This is a genomic window from Streptomyces sp. H27-H1 (assembly GCF_026627445.1).
GTDB lineage: Bacteria > Actinomycetota > Actinomycetes > Streptomycetales > Streptomycetaceae > Streptomyces.
In genome coordinates, this window is sequence record NZ_JAPNLJ010000042.1 from 22358 (window position 1) to 39372 (window position 17015).

The window sequence follows — 17015 nt, forward strand, 5'->3', positions numbered from 1 at the left end:
CGGCGGGTGCGGGGTCCGGGGCGGCACAGAGTGCGCTCAACTCAGGCGAGGGGTTCAGCCCGCCGATGCGACGGCGGAGCGCAGGTGCGTGCGCGCCTGCGCCAGGAGCGCGTGCTGCTCGTCGGCCGGGCTGGTCAGCGCTTCGGTGAGGTAGTCGGCGGCGTGGTCCAGGTCGTCGCTGGCGTCCTCGTAGTGGGGGAGGCGGGAGTCGGCCAGGAGGTCGCGGACCTCTTCGACCAGGTCGATGAACCGGGTCGGGGCGAGGCCGCGCGTCGGCTGGCTGCCGCTGAGGGCGGCGAGGTCTGCGGTGAAGCAGGCGTCGAGCGCGGCAAAGGTGTCGGCCTTGGTCAGAACGGTCATGGGGTTTCCCCTTGTCAGGAATCGAGCCGGATGGTGATGGGGGTGCGGCGGTCGCCGTAGTCGCGGCGGGGGTTGTGGACGGTCCGGCGGTGCGCGGTGAGGCCGGCGCTCCCGCCCTGGATGGGCAGATGACAGTCGGGGCAACCGCTGGCCCAGTCGTCGTCCCCGGGCGGGAGGTCGGCGGGGGCGAGCGGGTGCGGGTGCGGCCCGTCCGCGGCGCGGCTCACCGGTCCTCGCCTCCCGCCGGCTGGCGGTCGGCGAGCGCCAGGAGCTCCGCGGCGAGTTCCGGCGCGGCCAGGATGATGCGCAGGACCGAGGCGAAGCCGGACCGCTCGGTGGGGTTGAGCCGGTCCCACACGGCGTGGGCGTCACCGTGTACGCCGACGGCCTTGAGGTAGTCGTCCTCGGTCGTGGTGGTGTGCTCGGTGCCGCACCGTCCGCATCGGAAAACGGCCTGGTCCCAGCCACAGGCGGGGGACTTGGTCGTCGTCCGCCGATCGCCTCCTGGACCTGCGTCTCGAGGTCGGCCGGTCACCGCGCAGTCGCCTTGGTGGTGGCGATCAGCGCGGCGGCCGTCTCCCAGCCGTGATGCCAGGCGGAGTCGAGGTGGAACGCCCCATTGATTCCGTGCGAGGCCAGTTTGTAGAAGCCGCCCTTGCCGGTCTTAATGGCGATCTTCTCCAGCAGACCCTTGCCGGGAACCCTGCGATCCGCGGCGTAGTGCGTTCCGAACGACAGGGCGAGCGCGGCCGCGGCGGCGGCCGGATGGACCCGGATGCCGAGCGCGCGGGCCCCAGCCCCGGCCACGAGCGCCTGCGTGGCCGTGTACGTCAGGCAGTGGTGGAGGCATGCCTTTCGGCCGTCGGCCGTGCCGTGGGTGGTCTCCGCCTCGGTGACCGGGTCCTGGTAGGTGACCGGGTGGTCGTCGGAGGCGCCCTTCACGCGGGCGCAGAAATCGTCCTGGATCCAAAAATCGCCGATCGCACTAGCGGCTCGGGTCAGTCCGAGCAGGGCGGCGAAGGTGGCGGGGCGATGCGTCATGCTGGTTTCTCCTGATCTCGAAGGGGTGAAGGAGGGGCGGCCGGCCTTTGCCGGTGCTGCGGCCGCCCTGTGTGCCCCGTCCCGGCCTGTGTGGCCGGGACGGGGTTCGCAGTTCAGGCGGCCAGCCGGTGAGCGGCGGGAGCCGAGGGCGCGTAGTAGCTGCTGGGGTGTACGGGGGTGCCGTCGAAGCACTCGATGCAACAGCCGAGCTTTTTGGAGAGGCAGAAGTAGAAGCGCCTCCGGCAGTCGCCGCAGGTCTGGCGAGCTGCCATCGCCTTGTCCAGGGCCCATTCCTGAGCGAGCGTCGGAACGCGCTTGGGCACGGCCAGGTCGACGCGGAGGAGGTAGCCGCGGGTGGGGTGGATGCACGCCCACTGCGGCCGGTATCCGCACCACTTGCAGCGCAGGATCGCGGCCGGCCCGTCGTTACCTCCGGGGCTGAGACGCATGTCCCTGAGTTGACGCCTGGTGACCAGGCCCTCTGGGACAGCGCCGCGATCGAACTCGGGCAGGGTCGCGTCGCTGCGCAGCACCCGCCTCACCTCGCGGCGGCGCCGCGTTCGGCGGCGCGGCATCACCGGCGCCAGGTGCCGGGCAGACGGTCGGGGCGGTGCGGGTAGCGGGGGCCGGGACGCTGCGGGCGGGGCCGGCCGATGCGGCGGCGCGGGCGGGGGATGAGCACGAGTGGTCTCCAGCAGGTAGGTGGACGACACCGCGCCCCGCTGACGTCGGCGCGTCGGCGGGGCGCGGGGAACGGCGGCCGGCCTGCCCGGGTCACCGGGACCAGCCGCCCCGGAGTGCGGGGCAGGCCGGGGCCGGTGGCCAGGCGGGGCGGTCGGAGCTGGGTCAGAGTGCGGCGGAGACGACGGTGAGGATGAGGGCGGCCGCGCTGGCGAGGATGAGGGCGGCGCCGCTGCTGGCCCACCAGTAGTGGCCCATCGTCTTGGTGTCGTGGAGGTCGCTGAGCCCGTCCGCGATGTGCGCGTGGATCGCGACCAGCGGGGACAGGGCGGCGTACCAACGCCCGCGCCGGTCGACTTGGCCGGCGGCTTCGTCGTCGGGTATGTGCCCGCCGTGGAGCGCGAGTCGGTGGGCCTCGCCCTCGGCGGCCAGGTCGTGGATCTGATGGACGACGGGGCTGGTGGTGCGGCAGACGGTGCAGCGGTAGCGGTAGCGGCGCACAGGGCTCGGGTCTCCCGGGGTGATGGCGGGCAGGGAACGGCGACGCCCCGCCCGGGGTGTTCTCCGGGCGGGGCGCGGGGTCGAGCTGGTGGTGAGTGACCACCTCCGCGGGAGCGCGGAGGGGCCGGGCCGGTCAGTTGTCGATCTGCCTGCGGACCTCCGCGACGAGGCGGAGGATCTCGCGGGCCATGTCGCTGATCACGTCCAGCTTCTGCTCAACGTCCGCGTGGGCCGTGAAGCTGAACGACCTGTCGTCGCTGCGTGGTTGGGGGTCGGTGAAGGAGAACGAGCGGTCGTCACGGTTCTGCTCGGGGTTGGTGAACGAGAACGACACGGGACGGCTCCCACAGGTCAGATGTTCATGCGGTGGGCGCGCCGGATGGCGGCCTCCCACACGCTACGCACCTGTCCTCGGGTGTGGGAGTCGTTCCAGGACGGGAGCGCCGTCCACTGCTTGCCGTGCTGGCGGCGGGCCTCGTCCAGGAGGAGGTTCCCGGCGTCCTGGTAGGCGGGGGTGCGGGCGCCGGCCGCGGCGCGCAGCGCGCCGATGGAGCAGCGGGCGCCGCCGGGGTGGATGAGGGACCGCTGGACCCAGCCGTGGGTGTCGAGAAACCGCAGGCCGTCGGCCAGGGTCCGTTCGACCGCCCCGGTCGGGAGCACCGTCTGGAGCACTGGGGCGGCGGGGGCCACCGCCGGCGGGGGAGCGGCGGCGCCCGGCGCGGGGGTGGGGGCCGGGTCCAGGAGCCGGAACGCCTGGGCGTACAGGTCGTGTTCGACGGGGGTGAACCCGCTGACGGTGGTGTTCGTGTTCATGCTGCCTTCCACAGTCCGTTCTCGTTGGTGACCTCGTCGCGCTTCTTCAGCTCGGACAGGCGCGGCTTGATGTTCTTCGCGCTGGTCCCGAGCTTGCGGGCGATGGTCTCCGCGGTCAGGGGGATGGACTCCTCTCTCAAGAGTTCGAGGATGCGGGGCTTGATCAGCTCCTGTCCGTCACCCGCCCCCGCAGCGGGTCCGGCGAAAACGCCCGGACCGGCGGGCCCGGGCTGCTGGCCGGCGGGACCGGTGCGCTGCTGCTGCTGCGGGGCGGGCCGTCCCTGCTCCGCGTAGAACAGGAGGTCTTCGAGGTTGCCGACCAGGTTTTTGCCGCGGACGTCGACCATCGGGGTCTGTGTGATCGCGTCCCGCTCACGCCAGGCGTCGCAGTCCTCGAGCCCGACGGGCGGCTCGCCTCCCGCGAGGGAGACGGGGGAGACGTCCAGGTGCAGGGACCGGAACTGAACGGCCTGCGAGCCCGGGGTCAGGAGGTACCCGAGGCCGAAGGTGCCGTCCTCGGGGGCCATGACGGCCTCGGTGTCCAGGCCGGTCATCTCCCGGTCGGCGACCGTGGCGAAGAGGCCGGGCCACGACGCGGGGATCTTCGACAGGTCGATGCCCTCGGCTCCCTCCACCGCGTTCACCCCGACCAGGGAGCCCTGCCCCTTGGCGCAGCGCAGGAAGACCGCGCCGCCGCCGATGAGGAGCTGCGAGCGGATGATCGTCGAGTTGCCGAGGTCTTCGGCCAGCGGGGTCTGGGTGGCCAGAACCACGCCGATGCCCCGCTTGAGGGAACGGCGGGTCATCTGCTCCACGATCGCCTTCGCCTCCGCGTGGTACGGGGAGGACGTCGACAGCAGCATGTGCGCCTCGTCGATGACGACCAGGACCAGGGGGTCGGTAAAGGGGAAGGCGGGGGAGCGGTAGCGGGACTCGCGGTCCAGCATCATCGCGTAGGCCAGGCGCAGGGCGCCCATCGCTTCGTTCAGGCCGTCCCCGCAGTACGCGGCCAGGTGGGCACCGGCAATGGTCCCGGCCTGCGGAGAGGCCAGGATCGTGGCGATGCCCGACCGGTGGGCGGACAGGAGGATCTGTTCCAGGATTCCCGACTTCCCCGAGCGGGAGCCGCCCACGAGGTAGAGGTGGCGGGCGCCGGAACCGGGCTGGGCCAGGGGGACCAGGGCCGGGCGGGCGTCGACGTAGGTGCCCAGGCGGACGTATCCGCGGGCGTCCATGGCCAGTTCGTCGACGACCGAGGAGAGCATCGTGCCGTGCATCAGCGCGTGCTCCTTCATCACGCGCACCCCCATCTGCGAGGGCTTGTCACCGGGCGCAAGGGTGATCTGGATCATCGACAGGTCCAGGTTCCCGGCCAGGTCCTGGAGGTTGACCGTCCCGATCGCCTTGCGTTCACGGGTAGCGATCCCTTCCCAGTCCAGGGGCCCGTCGTAGCGGGTGAGGGTCAGGGTGGTGCCGGGCATCGCCCCTTCCGGGACGCCGACGAAGGCGTCCCACTCCTCCTCAGGGGTGGTGGGGGCGCCGGCCGTGATCTCTGGTGCCGAGGCCGGGACCGTCAGGTGGACGGTGACGGGCAGGGCGTTGGGTGCGTAGTGCTTGGGGTCGCCCATCTCGACCTGGGAGACAGGGACGTTGTAGACAGAGGCGATGTCGGCGGCCTTCACCCTCACCTGCTGGCCCTGAGGCAGCGTGATGATTCCGGTGAACGACACGTGGTCGTCGCCGACCTCCAGGGCAAGGTGCGCGAGGCCGGCACCCTCCTGGATCAGCTTGCGACCCTCGGTCTGGGTGGGTCCGGAGATGAACTCCTTCCACCAGGCGGTGATGAGCTGCGCCTGTGAGGTCTGCCCGGTGGTCGCCGTGGTCGCGGCGGGGAGCGTCGGGAACTCGCCGGTGATGTTGCGGTGGTGGGCGAGGGCGGCTGCCCCGGCCGGGACCGCGAGTCCGAGGGCGAATAGTGGGTTCATGCCGGACGCGAGGACCTGGTGCGCGGCGATGCCGCACCCGGTGGCGGTGATCCCGCAGGCGATCAGGGAGCGCAGGGCCGGGGTGGAGGCGTTGATGGCCCACGCCCCCGCTCCGGCCGCTCCGGCGGCGAGGGCGGACCAGGGGCCGGCGGCGGCGGACGCCACCGCGAGAGCGGCGGGCGCGTACTGGATGAACTGGTTTCGGGTCGGCCCCATGGTCCTGCTCTCCTTACGGCTGGGTGTAGAAGGCGGCTTCGGCCATCTCGACGGGGGAGGTGTCCACCGCGTCGGCGATGCCCCCGTGGTCGGACTCGACAGTCGTCTTCGCGTCGTCGGCGGCCGCGGCCGCGCTGTCCGCCGCGGCCGTGTACTCGCCCGCCGCTTCCTTCGCGGTGGTCATCACGACGGCGGCGTCCGCGAATTCGGCGGTCGTCGCGCTGTCCACCGCGAGCGCCTTCATCGTCTCGGAGGCGTCCTGCATCTGTTCGGCGGTGTCGTCGATGGTCGAGGCGAGGGTGGTGACGGTCTCGCCGTGGACGTGGACCTGGCGGGTGAGCCAGGCGAGCTTGGTGCGCAGGGCCGCGTAGGTCGCGGCGTCCTTGAGAGATTCGGTGACAGACATGCGGGCCTCTCCTCTTCTATCGGGCGTTGTAGAAGTCGCGTTCGGCGGGCTTGGTCAGCGGGGAGTCGGCGACGGCCCGAAAGATGGCACCGTGGCGGACCTCCGCGTTCGCCGACGCCGTGCGGCACGACTCCTCGCCGCCCTGGATCTGGTCGTGGAGCTTCTTGGCTGCCGCCGCCTGAAGCCCGAGCTGCTCCTGGAGGTGCTCGCACTTGCCGATGAGGTTCGCGCCGACGCCCTTCTCCGTGATCTCGGCGATGAGCACGTCGCAGTCCCCGGCGAGCTGCCCTGACTCGTCCACGAGTTCCAGGCAAGTCTCGGAGCTGGACTGGCACAGGGTCGCGGCGCCTTCGGCGAGATCGATGACCTGGGTGAGGGTCATGACCTCGCCACCGCTGTAGGTGCGGCTCTTCCCGGAGGCAGTGGTGACGTGAACACCCTTGTCGTCGACGGTCGCGGTGTGCGGAACGGGGGGATTGGGCTGCATCGCGGGGTCCTTCCTGATGCGGTCGGGGAGCGTGATCGTGGGGGGCGGGGGGATGGTGCCGGGCGGCGGGACGGTAGGCCTGAGAGGCCCGGCGGCAGGCGGCGGAGTCGGGGGCGCGGTGGGCTTCGGCGGGGTCTGGGGCGTGGTCGGCTTCGGCGGGGTCGGCGGGGTCGGGGGCGTGGTCGGCTTCGGCGGCACGGTGGCCCCCGAAGTGGCTCCCGGGGTGGGCGCGGAGGGCCCGGTAGGAGGCGTGGCGGAAGGCGAGCCGGAAGGTGCAGTACCCGGCTTTTTCAGGTAGGCGGAACGCCATCCGTCACGAAGTCCCCCGGCCCAGTGGGCACCCGCGAGCAAACCGTGATGCGCTTTCGCTGCCGCATTGTAGGAACCGTTCCGGAAGGTATCCGGCGCCTTGGTCGGAGCCCATTTTTCTTTCGGTTTCTTCGGGGGTTTCTTGATTCCCGCCTGCTCGTATTTTCCGTGCGTGTTGTCGACGCCGACGAGGTAGGTGATGGCGAGGAGCACGAGGAGTTCCACGAGCCTCCCTTCCGTAACGTTGTGTAGTTTCCGGCGGTTACCGGTTACCGGTTACAGGGCCCGCAGACGCGGGTTCGCGGCGCTCAAGGCGGGGCGGGGCGACATCCCCGGGCCCTGTAACCGGTAACCGGTAACCGACACTCGCGTACTTAGCGTGACGATCCGATGTCGCTGACCGTCTCGTTCGCCGTGCTGAAAACCGATTCGAGCGTGCTGCGGATCTCGTTGCTGAACGGCGTATACGGAAGGAAGATCCCGGAGACAATCAGCATCAGGCAGACCAGCTGCTGCTTTCCTTTCGTCTTCTTGAAGGTGAAGAACAGGGCCCAGCAGAACAGGGCCAGAGCGAAGAACTGAAGCGTCATGTCACGCACCCTTCTCGAAGGTGAATCCCTTGTTGTTCGCGGAGGTGACCGCACCGGAACCAGAATTGGAACCGGAGGGCGCGGAAAGCTTTTTGTAGGCGATGAGACCGCCGCCGCCGACGAGAGCCACCCAAAGCCAGGGGCTGGACGTGATGCCGTCGTCGCCGGTGGGCTCCTGGGTCTTGGGGGCCGCGGTGCCGAGGGTCGGGGCGGCGCATTCGGCGATCTTCGAGACCTCGTAGGAGGCCGCCTTGGCCACCGCCGCCGCCCGGACCTTCATGCACTCCCGGTAGACGGCCATCTCCCGCCCGTACAGGGTCTTGGCCGCGGCTTCCTCGGTCTGCGCCCGCTCCTTGCCGGCCTCCGCCTCGACCAGGGCGTTCGCGGCTTTCTCCTGGGCGCGCGCACGGTCCTGGGCGGACTGCTCGCTCTGCATGCTGGTGACGGTCACGACCGTGCCGCACACGGCGATGGCGGCGATCGTGCCGCACACGGCGAGCGCGACGGTGTTGCGGCGTACCCCGCCGGCCTTGACGGAGAACTTGGACGTGGTGGGCTTCTCGGGGGTCTGGGGGTTCATGCGGGTGAACTCCTCGTCCCAGTCGATTCCGGACATGGGGGCTCTCTCCTTCCAGTGCTGTGAATGCGGCCGTTCAAGCCCGCCCCGATACCTGCCGGAGGCGAGGTTCAGCGGACGGGGGTGCGGGCGAGCGGCCTGCCGGCCGTGGCCGTCACCGGACCGCGCCCGGTGGGCGAGCGCGATCCGGTGGCGACCATGAGCGGCAGAGCGTCGTTGACGTCCGGTCAGCGGACCGTGTGCTGCCTGAGGGCGACGGCGATCTGTCCGGCGCGGTCCGTGGCGATGGATCCGCCTTCGGTCCGGACCGCGCGGGCGATGTTGTTTCGGTTGAGCGCCTCGTTCGCGGTCCGGAGCCGGTCCAGTGCGGTCCGCTCCAGGTCCGTGAGCGTGATGACCGTGCGGTCCGGACCGCCCTCGTTCTGGTCCGGACCGGCCACGTCCTCCAGGGCTTTTTCGTTGGCCGGTCCGGACGGGTTCGGCTCCTGCGGTCCGGGGGCCACGTCGGCGGTCCGGACCGTCACCCCGCGTGCGGCCGTCGCGGTCCGGGTGGCGGGCACGGCCCGTTGGTCGCGGTCCGGCCGGTCCGGACCGGGGCCGGTCGGCAGGTCAGCGCTCTGCGGTCCGGCCGGACCGGGCTCCAGGGCGAGCGCCGGTCCGCCGGTGCGGTCCATGGTTCCTGCGGTCCGGACCGGACCGTGGACCGCGTTGCGATCGTCCGGACCGGAACGGACCGCGTAGCCGCCGTGCTGGACCGGACGGACCGGGGCGGGACTTTCCAGCGGTCCGTGCCGGTCCGTGCGGGTCAGGGTGAGCACAGCGGGGATGGCGGCCGGTCCGTGATCGTCGGCCCGGACCCGGGGGATGACCACCCGGTGCAGGGTCAGTCCGGTCCGGACCGCCTTGCGGTCCGCGAGCTGCGTGCCCGCTGCGGTCCAGGCCCGGTCCAGCGTGCTCAACTTCGCGTCGGTGATCGCGAGGGACCAGGCGGTGAAACTGTGGACCGGGTAACGGACCCAGCGGACCGCCCCAATGGAAGGGCGGGCCTTGGCGACCCTGCCGTCCTCACGGAGCTTGCGGCGGTGGATCAGCGAGGCGTACAGCTCCCACAGCACCATCCCCACGATCGACATGGCGGCGAACGCCACCGCCTTCGGCGTGAAGTGCCAGTAAGTGATCTGCTCCGTCCAGATCTCCGCCTTCGCGTCCCACACCCGGCTGCCGGGTGTGGGTACACCGGAGGCGTGCCAGAAGTTCATGACGGCGGCACCGAGAGCGAAGATCCACGTGCTGACGCGGTAGAGGGTTCCGGCGTCGCCGCCCTGGCGGGACTGGTGGTACATCCAGGCGACGAACGCGGTCGAAAGCTCCCACGCTGCGGCGAACAAAACCGTGAACGGGGCGACCCAGCCGAGGATGTCCTCGGCAAACCCGGCCTGCCCCGTCCACGCCACGGCCATCGGAGCGGTGATCGGACCGATCACCATCAGGCGTTCCGCGTTGACCTTCACGAAGCGCTTGGCCCGCTCAGCCATGGTCGGCTTACCGGCACGGGACTTCGCCTTCCGTGTCTCCTTCAACTCCCGGCGCTCCTCACCGGCCTGGAGCTTGAGCCGCTTGCGCTCCAGGGACCGCTCAGTGCGGTCGGTGGCGCGCTTCATCCGGGCAGCAGCCTCAGCCACCATGCCGTCGGCCGCCTTCAGCGTGACGTCCGCATCGGCTTCCCGCAGCCGCGCCTGCGCCAGCGCCTGCCCGGCTTCCTTGAGCTCCGCCTCCCGCTTGGCACGGGCCGCGGCCAGGATCCGGTCGGCCTCCTCACGGGCAATGCGGGTCAGACGCTCCGCGTCCTCGGCCGCCGCCGCCCGCAGCCGGCCGATGTCCTCCTTCGCCAGCGCCTGTACACGAGCCGCATCCGCACGCGATGCCTCCAGCTCGCGGGCGGCATCCTCACGCAGCTCAGCGGCCACCTTCTCCGCCCCGGCCCGCACCTGCACGGCCTGACCGTCCGCGCTCGCGCGCACCTGGTCCGCCTCACCCCGCGCCCGCTCCAGAAGGTGCCCGGCGTCAGTGGTGGCGCGGGTGCGAGTCTCCGCCGCCGTGCGCTCCGCACCGGCCAGCAGCTCGGTGCGCACGGCTTCCGCGTCGGCGAGGACCTTCGCGGCCTCGGTGCGGACCTGCTCCGCCAGGGCGGCCGCCGTGGCGGTGACCTCCTGCGCCTGGCGGCGCGCGTCGGCGAGCAGCTGCTCGACAGCCGCGGTGGCGTCGGCGAGGACCTGGTCGGCCTCACCGGCCGCCGTCGCCGTGACGGTGTCGGCCTCGCGGCGGGCATCGGCGAGCAGCTGCTCCGCCGCCGCTTCGGCGGAGCAGCGGACCTGGTCGGCGTCGGCGGCCGCCGTGGTGGCGGCCTCCGTGCGAATCCGGTCGGCGTCCGTCACGGCGACGGCCAGGAGGCGGGACTGCTCCGCCGTGGCGGCCTCGGTAATGGAGGCCGCCACGGTGCGGGCGCCGTCCAGCAGCTCGGTGGCGCGCACCTCGCCGTCGGCGAGGATCCGAGTGACGTCGTCGGCGGCCAGGTCCCGGAGGTCGGCGGCGCGGTCGGCGGCGTCGGCCACGACCGGGTCGGCCTCCAGGTGCACCAGCGGCACGGTGCTCTCGGGGGCGGCGGCCTGGGCGGGCATGGAGGCCGGCGTCGCCGGTGCCTTGGCGCGCCCGTTGCGGGGCTTCGTGTTCGCCGCGGGCTGGCGCCTGCGACGCGAGGCGGACTTGGTGGCCACGGGGTGTCCTTTCTTCCGGGCGCCTCCATACAGAAGGGCACCGTGGATCTACGGCGGTGGGTAGGGCCGTTGTGTCGGTGCGGGCGGATCAGAGGCAGCCGTCAGACCGCGGCGACCGCGAGGGGCCGGTGCGGGGCGATGATCCGGCCGTCGGGGAGCAGCTCCCCGGTGTCCTCGAACACCAGGACGGAGTTACACAAAAGGTTCCAGCCCTGCTCCGGGTGGCTCGCAATGGTGCGGGCGGCCTCCCGGTCGGGGCTGTCGGCCGACGGGCACTTCGGCGTGTGGGTACACAACGCCGCCGGCAGCCGGGCGGTGCCGGTCGCGGTCGTCGCGGTGTCGGGCTGGGTGCTGCTACGCATGGGCGCTCCTGCGGGGATGCGGGCCCGAGACTCTCCCGGGCTGGAGGCGTGCGAAACGTCGGCCGCCCGTCGTGCGGGCGGCCGACCTGGTGGAACAGCGTGGTGCGGGACAGGAGTTGGGTTTCCGTCCTGTGGTGCGGGCCGCTCAGCCGTGAGCGCGGCGGCCGAAGTCGTGGTTCTCGTTGGTCCGGCGGAGCTCGTCCTCCAGGCGCTTCTGGTCGGCGTCCGTCATCCCGTCGCCGCCTTCGCCCTCTGGGCCCGATTGCGGGCGGCGCGGCGCTTCATCGCGCGCCGCTCGTTCTCGGACAAGCCGCCCCAGACGCCCTCCTCCTGTCCGGACTCCAGCGCCCACTGCAGGCAGTGCTCCATGACGGGGCAGCGGCGGCAGACGGCCTTGGCGTCCTCGATCTGCAGGAGCGCCGGGCCGGTGTTGCCGATGGGGAAGAACAACTCAGGGTCCTCTTCGCGGCAGACCGCGTTGTGTCGCCAGTCCATGCCGTTCACTTCCCCTGCCGGACGCGGCGCAGAGCCTCGTCAATGATCGGATCGGAGTCGCTGTCGTTCCGTGCGATGCTGGGCCGCATCAGGTCCTCCACGTAGGTCCTGGACAGCCCCGGAGGGTCTCAAATCACCGGGGCTGTCGTGCTGTTCAGGCTGTCCGTACGAGCAGCCACGGCCCCGGCCGCCCCCTTTGATGTGGGGCGGCCGGGGCCGTGGTCGTTCGTCGGAGTGGTTCAGCGCGCCGGGTGCTTGGGGTGCAGCGGTTCCAGCGGGACCTCGGGGCCCTCTGCGGGAACGTCACCGGCGGGCACCGCCCGGCGGTTCTTGTCGGCGGCTGCCACGCGGGGCAGCACCGCGTCCCAGTCGGCCACACGAGCAGCCGGCGTGCGCTCGGCACGAGCCCGCAGGGTTCGGTCGGTCTGCGGACTGAATGCCTTGGGCAGCACCGTGGTGGCCGTCCGGCTGGAGGCTTCCTTGATGGCGTCGGTCAGCGCCTGGCGCCACTCCGGGATCGTCATGTCCCACTCGATGCGGCGGTTGCTGCTCCGGCAGTGGAGTGCGGCGTCGACGTCGGCCTGGCCGGTGTGGTGCGGGACCAGCTTCTGAACCTTGCTGTACATGCCGGTGATGAGCACCCAGGTCTTGCAGTCCGTGCAGAGCAGGACGGCCTCGAGCGGGTTGCGGAGGTCGATGTTCGAGGGCGGGAGCTTCGAGAGCTTGAGAGCGGGGAGGGTGTTGGCCCGCTTCCGGCGGGTCCGGTGGCGTTCCTTGGCGGTGGGCATCGCGGCGGTGATGGCCATGGGGGATCTCCTCATGTGCGAAGGGGTTGGGGATGCGTCGCGGTGCTCTCTCCGCCCGCCAGGCGCACGGGAAGGTCCCGGCGTCCTGACGGACGGACAGCGCATAGCGCTGCGACGTGCAGTAGAGAGTCGAGAACCCGGGGATTTGCTCTTGCCATCAACCCGGCCCCCTCTTGCGAGGCGGACAACTTCCTACGTCTTGCGGTGGTACTGCGCTTGCTGGTCGCCCGCTCCTTGCGGTGCGGGGCCAACACACTGAACGGTAGTAGCACTTCTAGTGCGAGTCAACAGTCTAAGTGCTATCTAGCACCAGGGCTCTGGATGTGAGAATGTGTCCATGACTACGCGACATGAAGATGGAGGGGGCCCTGTGTCCACCGGATTTGCACTGACAGTGCGGTTCTCCTTGCGGGACACCGAGTCTGCTCAGCAGTTCGACGCCCTGGTGGCCAGGACCGCGGAGGGGATCCGCACGGAACCCGGCACCCTCGTCTACGTGGCGCACACGCCCGTAGATGAGCCGCTCGTGCGCGTCTTCTACGAGCTCTACGCCGATCGTGCGGCCTTCCAGGCCCATGAGGAGCAGACCCATACGCGGCATTTCCTGAAGACGCGTGAGCAGTTCCTCACCGGCACAGACGTGGTGTTCCTGAACGAGTTGGAGCAGCTCAGCAAGCGCCCTGGAACGGAGGGGCCATGAAGCCGACGGGCAAGGACGTCGATCCCCAGGATCGAGTCTTTGGCCAGCGCGTCCAGAAGCTCCGGAAGGAGCAAAGACGCACCCAGGCCGAGTTCGCGGCTGCCCTCGGAAAGACGAGTAGCTGGATGTCTCAAGTCGAGCGGGGCATCCAGCCCGTCCAGCGCATGGACCTGTTGCAGCAGATCGCCGATGAACTGGGCGTTTCTGTACAGCAGTTGCGCCCGAGCGTCGCTGAGGGGAGCGGCCCATCACAGCACCCCGCCCCGCTGTCGCTGTCCAACGACTTGGACGAGACGCGAAGGCTGATCTCCGGTCACCCGGCACTTCACACCCTGCTGGCCGGTGCCGGCCCCGAGGGCGCGAGATCCGTCGAGGCGCTGCGCAAAGACGTTGACGACCTCTGGGAGCTGACACACGCGGCACGAATGGCGCAGGTCAGCGCCCTGGCTGTCGAGCTGCTCCCTGAACTTGAACGAACCGCCCGGACAGCGACTGCCGAGATTCGATCGGCGCTGTTCCTGCTGCTCTCCAGGGCCTACCAGGCCCTTTCGGCGGCGTTCGTTCGGCAGGACGAGGCCGACGCTGCATGGGTTGCCGCAGATCGGGCGATCTTCGCCGCCGAACAGTCCGGTGATCCACTGCACGTCTGCGCCGGCGTCTTCCGGATGACGCAGGCGTTTGTGCGGTTGCGCAGCCTCGGTCAGGCCGAACACGCGGCTCAGACCGCCATCGACGCCTTGGAAGAGCAGGAGGGACGGTCGCCGGAGGCTCTGTCCGTCCTCGGTGCCCTCCATCTGGCACTTGCTCTCGTGCACGCGCGCGCCAGCGCTCGAACCGAGGCCAAGGAGGAGATCGCCAAGGCCCGCACTATCGCGGCACGGCTTGGTGAGAACCGGAACGACTTCAACCTGGAGTTCGGGCCGATCAACGTGGAGATCCAGGCCGTCAGCACTGCTGTTGACCTCGGTGACGCAGGCGAGGCCCTCGACATCGGTCTCGCCATCGACGCTGAGGGACTGTCGCCCGAACGACAAGGACGGCTCCTGATGGACCTGGGGCGAGCTCACGCGCAGAGGCGACACGGAGGTGAAGCCCTTGAGTGCCTGCTGCGTGCTGAGGCCGTTGCGCCGGAAACGATCCAGACGCACCAGGCTGCTCGGGCGGCCATCCGGGAGTTGGTACTGGTCGCCGGGGTGAACGCATCGCGTGGCCTGTTGGAGCTCGCCGAACGGGCTGATGCACTTGATTAGCCCGGCGCTGCGCCAACCTGTGCCCTGGCGATCGATAGCCACTGGTCTCTCCCTCCAACCACTTCTTCGTGTGGGGGCCATCACACCGGCGGTAGCGGCAGCGCAGAATCACAGCGGCTTGTCGAAGCTTGTGCACGGGCTCGTTCACACGTTTTCAACATCCGCCTACACACCGGATTTCGGTCTCCGGCCATAGGGTCCGGGACCATGGCGACTACGGAGGCAAGCGGCGTGGGGAAGCATTTGGGCTGGAGGCCCGAGCGGCTGCGGGAGCAGCGTGAGGCTCACGGGCTAACGCTTGAGCAGGCAGGCGAGCGGCTACGGGCGCTCGCTGAGGAAGCCAAGCTCAAGGGGATCCCCGCGGCGAATCCGCAGACTCTGTGGCAGCACGAGCAGGGTGAGGTCTACCCGGGACCGCACTACCGCCGGGCGTACTGCCTGCTGTACCGGGCCACCGATCCCGAGCTGGGGTTCCGCAATGCCCTGCCGGGTGAGGACACCCATTTCAAGCTGACTCCGATGGACGACCAGCGCAACGGCTCGCACGTCCTGGCCGTGGAGCGCGCCCTGTTGCAGATCGGGGCGGGCAGCGCAGAGTCGGACCCACTGGGGCTGCAGCAGCGGATTCTGGACGCCTGGAAGCGTCGTCACACCGGTGGCGACCCGCACCGCCCCTCGGTCGTGCTGGTCGGCGGGTTCGCCGGCAGCGGGAAGACGGAGTTCGCGCGCTTCCTCACCCAGCTCACCGGCTGGCCGCTGTTGGACAAGGACCCGCTGACCCGGCCGCTCGTTGAGCAGTTGCTGGTCGCGCTCGGAGGCGACGCGAACGACCGGCATACCGATCTGTATCGCGATCACGTGCGGCCGGTGGAGTACGACTGCCTGATGCAGGCTGCGTACGCCAACATCAACTGCGGGATCAGCACGGTACTGACGGCGCCGTTCATCGGAGAGATGACTTCCGAGGCGTGGATGACCCGGCTGGTCAACAAGTGCAGCGCCCTGGGAGTGGACGTATCGCCGGTCTGGGTTCGGTGCGATGCGGAGTCCATGCGGGAGTACATCGGCTTCCGATCGGCCGCGCGCGATGCCTGGAAGCTCCAACGGTGGGATGAGTACATGGCGACCGTCGACCTTGAGCTGCGGCCGGTCGTGCCGCACCTGGTCGTCGACAACAGACTGGGCACAGCGATTTCGCTAGCTGACCAGGCTCGGCACGCTCTCCGGGCGGTGCACGGATGAGCCGCAAGAAGCTGGGCGTCATCCTTTACGGCCCACCGGCGTCGGGCAAGGACACCGTCACCACCGCGCTCACCGAGCTGAGCCCGCGGTACGCGCAGTTCGCGCGGCTCAAGGTCGGGACGGGCAAGGCCGCCGGCTACCGGATGGGCTCGGAGGAGCAGCTGCACAAGTTGGAGGCCGCGGGTGACGTCGTCTACGCGAACGCGCGGTACGGCAACACGTACGTGATCGACCGACCCGGCGTCGACGCGGCGTTCGCAGCCGGAGTGCCCGTGGTGCATCTCGGGCAGGTCGACGGCATCCGCGCGCTGGTCAACGGCTACCCGGCCGACTGGTCGGTGGTGCTGCTGTGGTGCCCGCGCGAGGTGACCGAGCAGCGGTCGGCGGGGCGCGGCGACAGCGACACCGCGGCGCGCCTGGCGGCATGGGACGCGACCCGCGAGGACCTGGACAAGCACCCGGGTACGACCTGGGACCTCACCGTCGACACCACGGCGGCGGGCCCGCAGGACGCGGCGCGGCTCATCGACCAGCTGCTGGCGCAGCGGGCGGGAGTGGCGACGGCATGAGCGCGGGCTACGGCTGGGCGAGTCGGTCCAGGGCGTCGGTGAGCGTGAGCTCGCTGTCGTCCTTGACGTCGTGCCACCGTGTCAGCGTGGACGCGGCCGCGCGCAGCATCTCTGGTGGAAGGCCGGCGGCCGCGAGCGCGTCGGCTGCTTCCTCCAGCTCCGGGCCCCAGCGCCAGGCGCGGGCCGCGGTCTTGGCGACGTACTGCGGCTCGGACAGGTACGAGTCGGTGCGCTTCGAGGCGATATCGATGAGCTCCTGGTCGACGCCGTGCTCGCGTGCCATCCCGACCGCGAGCGCCACCAGCACCCGCGAGGTCTTCTGGAAGGCGGCGTACGACAGCTTCAGCGCAGACGCCTTCCCCACCTCCGTGCCCAGCACCGACGTCCGGACCGCGGTGCCCGCGAACAGCGCCTCGATGCGCTCGGTCGCGCCGACCGGGCCGGACAGGTACAAGGTCGGGGTCTTGCCGCGCACCGGCGGGGAGCCGACGACGCCACCGTCTACGACGGTTGCCTCGGGTTCGAACAGCCCGGCGATCCGCTGCACGCGCTCAGGGTTGATGGCGTTCGCCTCCACGTACACCCCGGCGAAGCGGTGCCCGGCGACGTCGCGGGCCAGGTCCTCGGCTGCGGCCGGCGGGCAGAGGCTGATGACGATGTCGCTGCGGTCCAGCAGCTCGGACAGCGTGGCCACGGGCGTCAGCCCGAACTGGGTGGCGCGTTCCACGGACGCGGTGCTGCGCCCGGTGTCGCACCACAGGACCGCGGCTGCGTTGGTCGCGGCGCAGGCGGCGACGGCGGCGCCCATGCTGCCGGGGTGGAGGATGCCGACGGTCGGCTGGTCCACGGTG

Annotated in this window: 22 protein-coding genes; 4 read left to right on the plus strand and 18 right to left on the minus strand. The window is 70.6% G+C overall.

Features of this window, described 5'->3' with window-relative positions:
* Positions 1 to 54 precede the first annotated feature (54 nt).
* From OTB20_RS32685 to OTB20_RS32765, 17 genes are all read right to left on the minus strand, one after another.
* Positions 55 to 360 (minus strand): hypothetical protein, encoded by a 306-nt coding sequence (locus OTB20_RS32685; RefSeq protein ID WP_267823135.1) that lies wholly within the window; start codon positions 358 to 360, stop codon positions 55 to 57.
* A gap of 14 nt (positions 361 to 374) precedes the next feature.
* A complete protein-coding gene (locus OTB20_RS32690) occupies positions 375 to 587 on the minus strand; it encodes a hypothetical protein (RefSeq protein WP_267823137.1) in 213 nt (70 codons plus the stop codon).
* The gene (locus tag OTB20_RS32695) at positions 584 to 895 is read right to left on the minus strand and encodes a hypothetical protein (protein WP_267823139.1); all 312 of its coding nucleotides are present in this window, start codon (positions 893 to 895) and stop codon (positions 584 to 586) included. The genes OTB20_RS32690 and OTB20_RS32695 overlap by 4 nt, the downstream gene beginning before the upstream one ends.
* Complete coding sequence (locus tag OTB20_RS32700) at positions 892 to 1401, minus strand: hypothetical protein (protein WP_267823141.1); 510 nt, start codon at positions 1399 to 1401, stop codon at positions 892 to 894. The genes OTB20_RS32695 and OTB20_RS32700 overlap by 4 nt, the downstream gene beginning before the upstream one ends.
* Positions 1402 to 1514: 113 nt before the next feature.
* Entirely contained in the window at positions 1515 to 1976 is a 462-nt protein-coding gene (locus OTB20_RS32705; RefSeq protein ID WP_267823142.1) for an RRQRL motif-containing zinc-binding protein, read from the minus strand.
* A gap of 271 nt (positions 1977 to 2247) precedes the next feature.
* Positions 2248 to 2583 carry a hypothetical protein gene (locus OTB20_RS32710; RefSeq protein ID WP_267823144.1) on the minus strand — a complete coding sequence of 112 codons (336 nt, stop codon included), beginning with the start codon at positions 2581 to 2583 and terminating at the stop codon, positions 2248 to 2250.
* Positions 2584 to 2716: 133 nt separating this feature from the next.
* The gene (locus OTB20_RS32715; RefSeq protein WP_267823146.1) at positions 2717 to 2917 is read right to left on the minus strand and encodes a hypothetical protein; all 201 of its coding nucleotides are present in this window, start codon (positions 2915 to 2917) and stop codon (positions 2717 to 2719) included.
* Positions 2918 to 2934: 17 nt separating this feature from the next.
* A complete protein-coding gene (locus tag OTB20_RS32720; RefSeq protein WP_267823148.1) occupies positions 2935 to 3396 on the minus strand; it encodes a DUF6197 family protein in 462 nt (153 codons plus the stop codon).
* Positions 3393 to 5597, minus strand: coding sequence for a hypothetical protein (locus tag OTB20_RS32725; RefSeq protein ID WP_267823150.1), 2205 nt, complete (start codon positions 5595 to 5597; stop codon positions 3393 to 3395). The genes OTB20_RS32720 and OTB20_RS32725 overlap by 4 nt, the downstream gene beginning before the upstream one ends.
* Before the next feature lie 13 nt (positions 5598 to 5610).
* Entirely contained in the window at positions 5611 to 6003 is a 393-nt protein-coding gene (locus OTB20_RS32730; protein ID WP_267823151.1) for a hypothetical protein, read from the minus strand.
* A 16-nt stretch (positions 6004 to 6019) separates the two neighbouring features.
* Positions 6020 to 6490, minus strand: a complete 471-nt coding sequence (locus OTB20_RS32735) for a hypothetical protein (protein WP_267823153.1) — start codon at positions 6488 to 6490, stop codon at positions 6020 to 6022.
* 683 nt (positions 6491 to 7173) lie between these two features.
* Positions 7174 to 7389: a hypothetical protein gene (locus tag OTB20_RS32740; RefSeq protein WP_267823155.1), complete on the minus strand. Its 216-nt coding sequence runs from the start codon at positions 7387 to 7389 to the stop codon at positions 7174 to 7176.
* Between the two features lies 1 nt (position 7390).
* Positions 7391 to 8005, minus strand: a complete 615-nt coding sequence (locus OTB20_RS32745) for a hypothetical protein (RefSeq protein ID WP_267823157.1) — start codon at positions 8003 to 8005, stop codon at positions 7391 to 7393.
* A gap of 188 nt (positions 8006 to 8193) precedes the next feature.
* Positions 8194 to 10740, minus strand: coding sequence for a hypothetical protein (locus OTB20_RS32750; RefSeq protein WP_267823159.1), 2547 nt, complete (start codon positions 10738 to 10740; stop codon positions 8194 to 8196).
* A gap of 101 nt (positions 10741 to 10841) precedes the next feature.
* On the minus strand, positions 10842 to 11102 hold the full coding sequence (locus OTB20_RS32755) for a DUF5999 family protein (RefSeq protein ID WP_267823161.1): 261 nt from the start codon (positions 11100 to 11102) through the stop codon (positions 10842 to 10844).
* Positions 11103 to 11330: 228 nt separating this feature from the next.
* Entirely contained in the window at positions 11331 to 11597 is a 267-nt protein-coding gene (locus OTB20_RS32760) for a WhiB family transcriptional regulator (protein WP_267823163.1), read from the minus strand.
* 239 nt (positions 11598 to 11836) lie between these two features.
* Positions 11837 to 12403: a hypothetical protein gene (locus OTB20_RS32765; protein ID WP_267823165.1), complete on the minus strand. Its 567-nt coding sequence runs from the start codon at positions 12401 to 12403 to the stop codon at positions 11837 to 11839.
* 370 nt (positions 12404 to 12773) lie between these two features.
* Between OTB20_RS32765 and OTB20_RS32770 the strand changes: the two genes are divergently transcribed.
* The 4 genes from OTB20_RS32770 (at position 12774) to OTB20_RS32785 (ending at position 16164) form a co-directional block, all read left to right on the plus strand.
* Positions 12774 to 13103, plus strand: a complete 330-nt coding sequence (locus OTB20_RS32770; RefSeq protein ID WP_267823167.1) for a putative quinol monooxygenase — start codon at positions 12774 to 12776, stop codon at positions 13101 to 13103.
* A complete protein-coding gene (locus OTB20_RS32775; protein WP_267823170.1) occupies positions 13100 to 14353 on the plus strand; it encodes a helix-turn-helix domain-containing protein in 1254 nt (417 codons plus the stop codon). Before OTB20_RS32770 ends, OTB20_RS32775 begins: the two co-directional genes overlap by 4 nt.
* Before the next feature lie 207 nt (positions 14354 to 14560).
* On the plus strand, positions 14561 to 15595 hold the full coding sequence (locus OTB20_RS32780; protein WP_267823172.1) for an AAA family ATPase: 1035 nt from the start codon (positions 14561 to 14563) through the stop codon (positions 15593 to 15595).
* Entirely contained in the window at positions 15592 to 16164 is a 573-nt protein-coding gene (locus tag OTB20_RS32785) for a phosphotransferase-like protein (protein WP_267823174.1), read from the plus strand. Before OTB20_RS32780 ends, OTB20_RS32785 begins: the two co-directional genes overlap by 4 nt.
* A gap of 7 nt (positions 16165 to 16171) precedes the next feature.
* Here the strand turns inward: OTB20_RS32785 and OTB20_RS32790 are convergent, their stop codons facing one another.
* Entirely contained in the window at positions 16172 to 17011 is an 840-nt protein-coding gene (locus OTB20_RS32790; protein WP_267823176.1) for a DUF1932 domain-containing protein, read from the minus strand.
* Positions 17012 to 17015 lie beyond the last annotated feature (4 nt).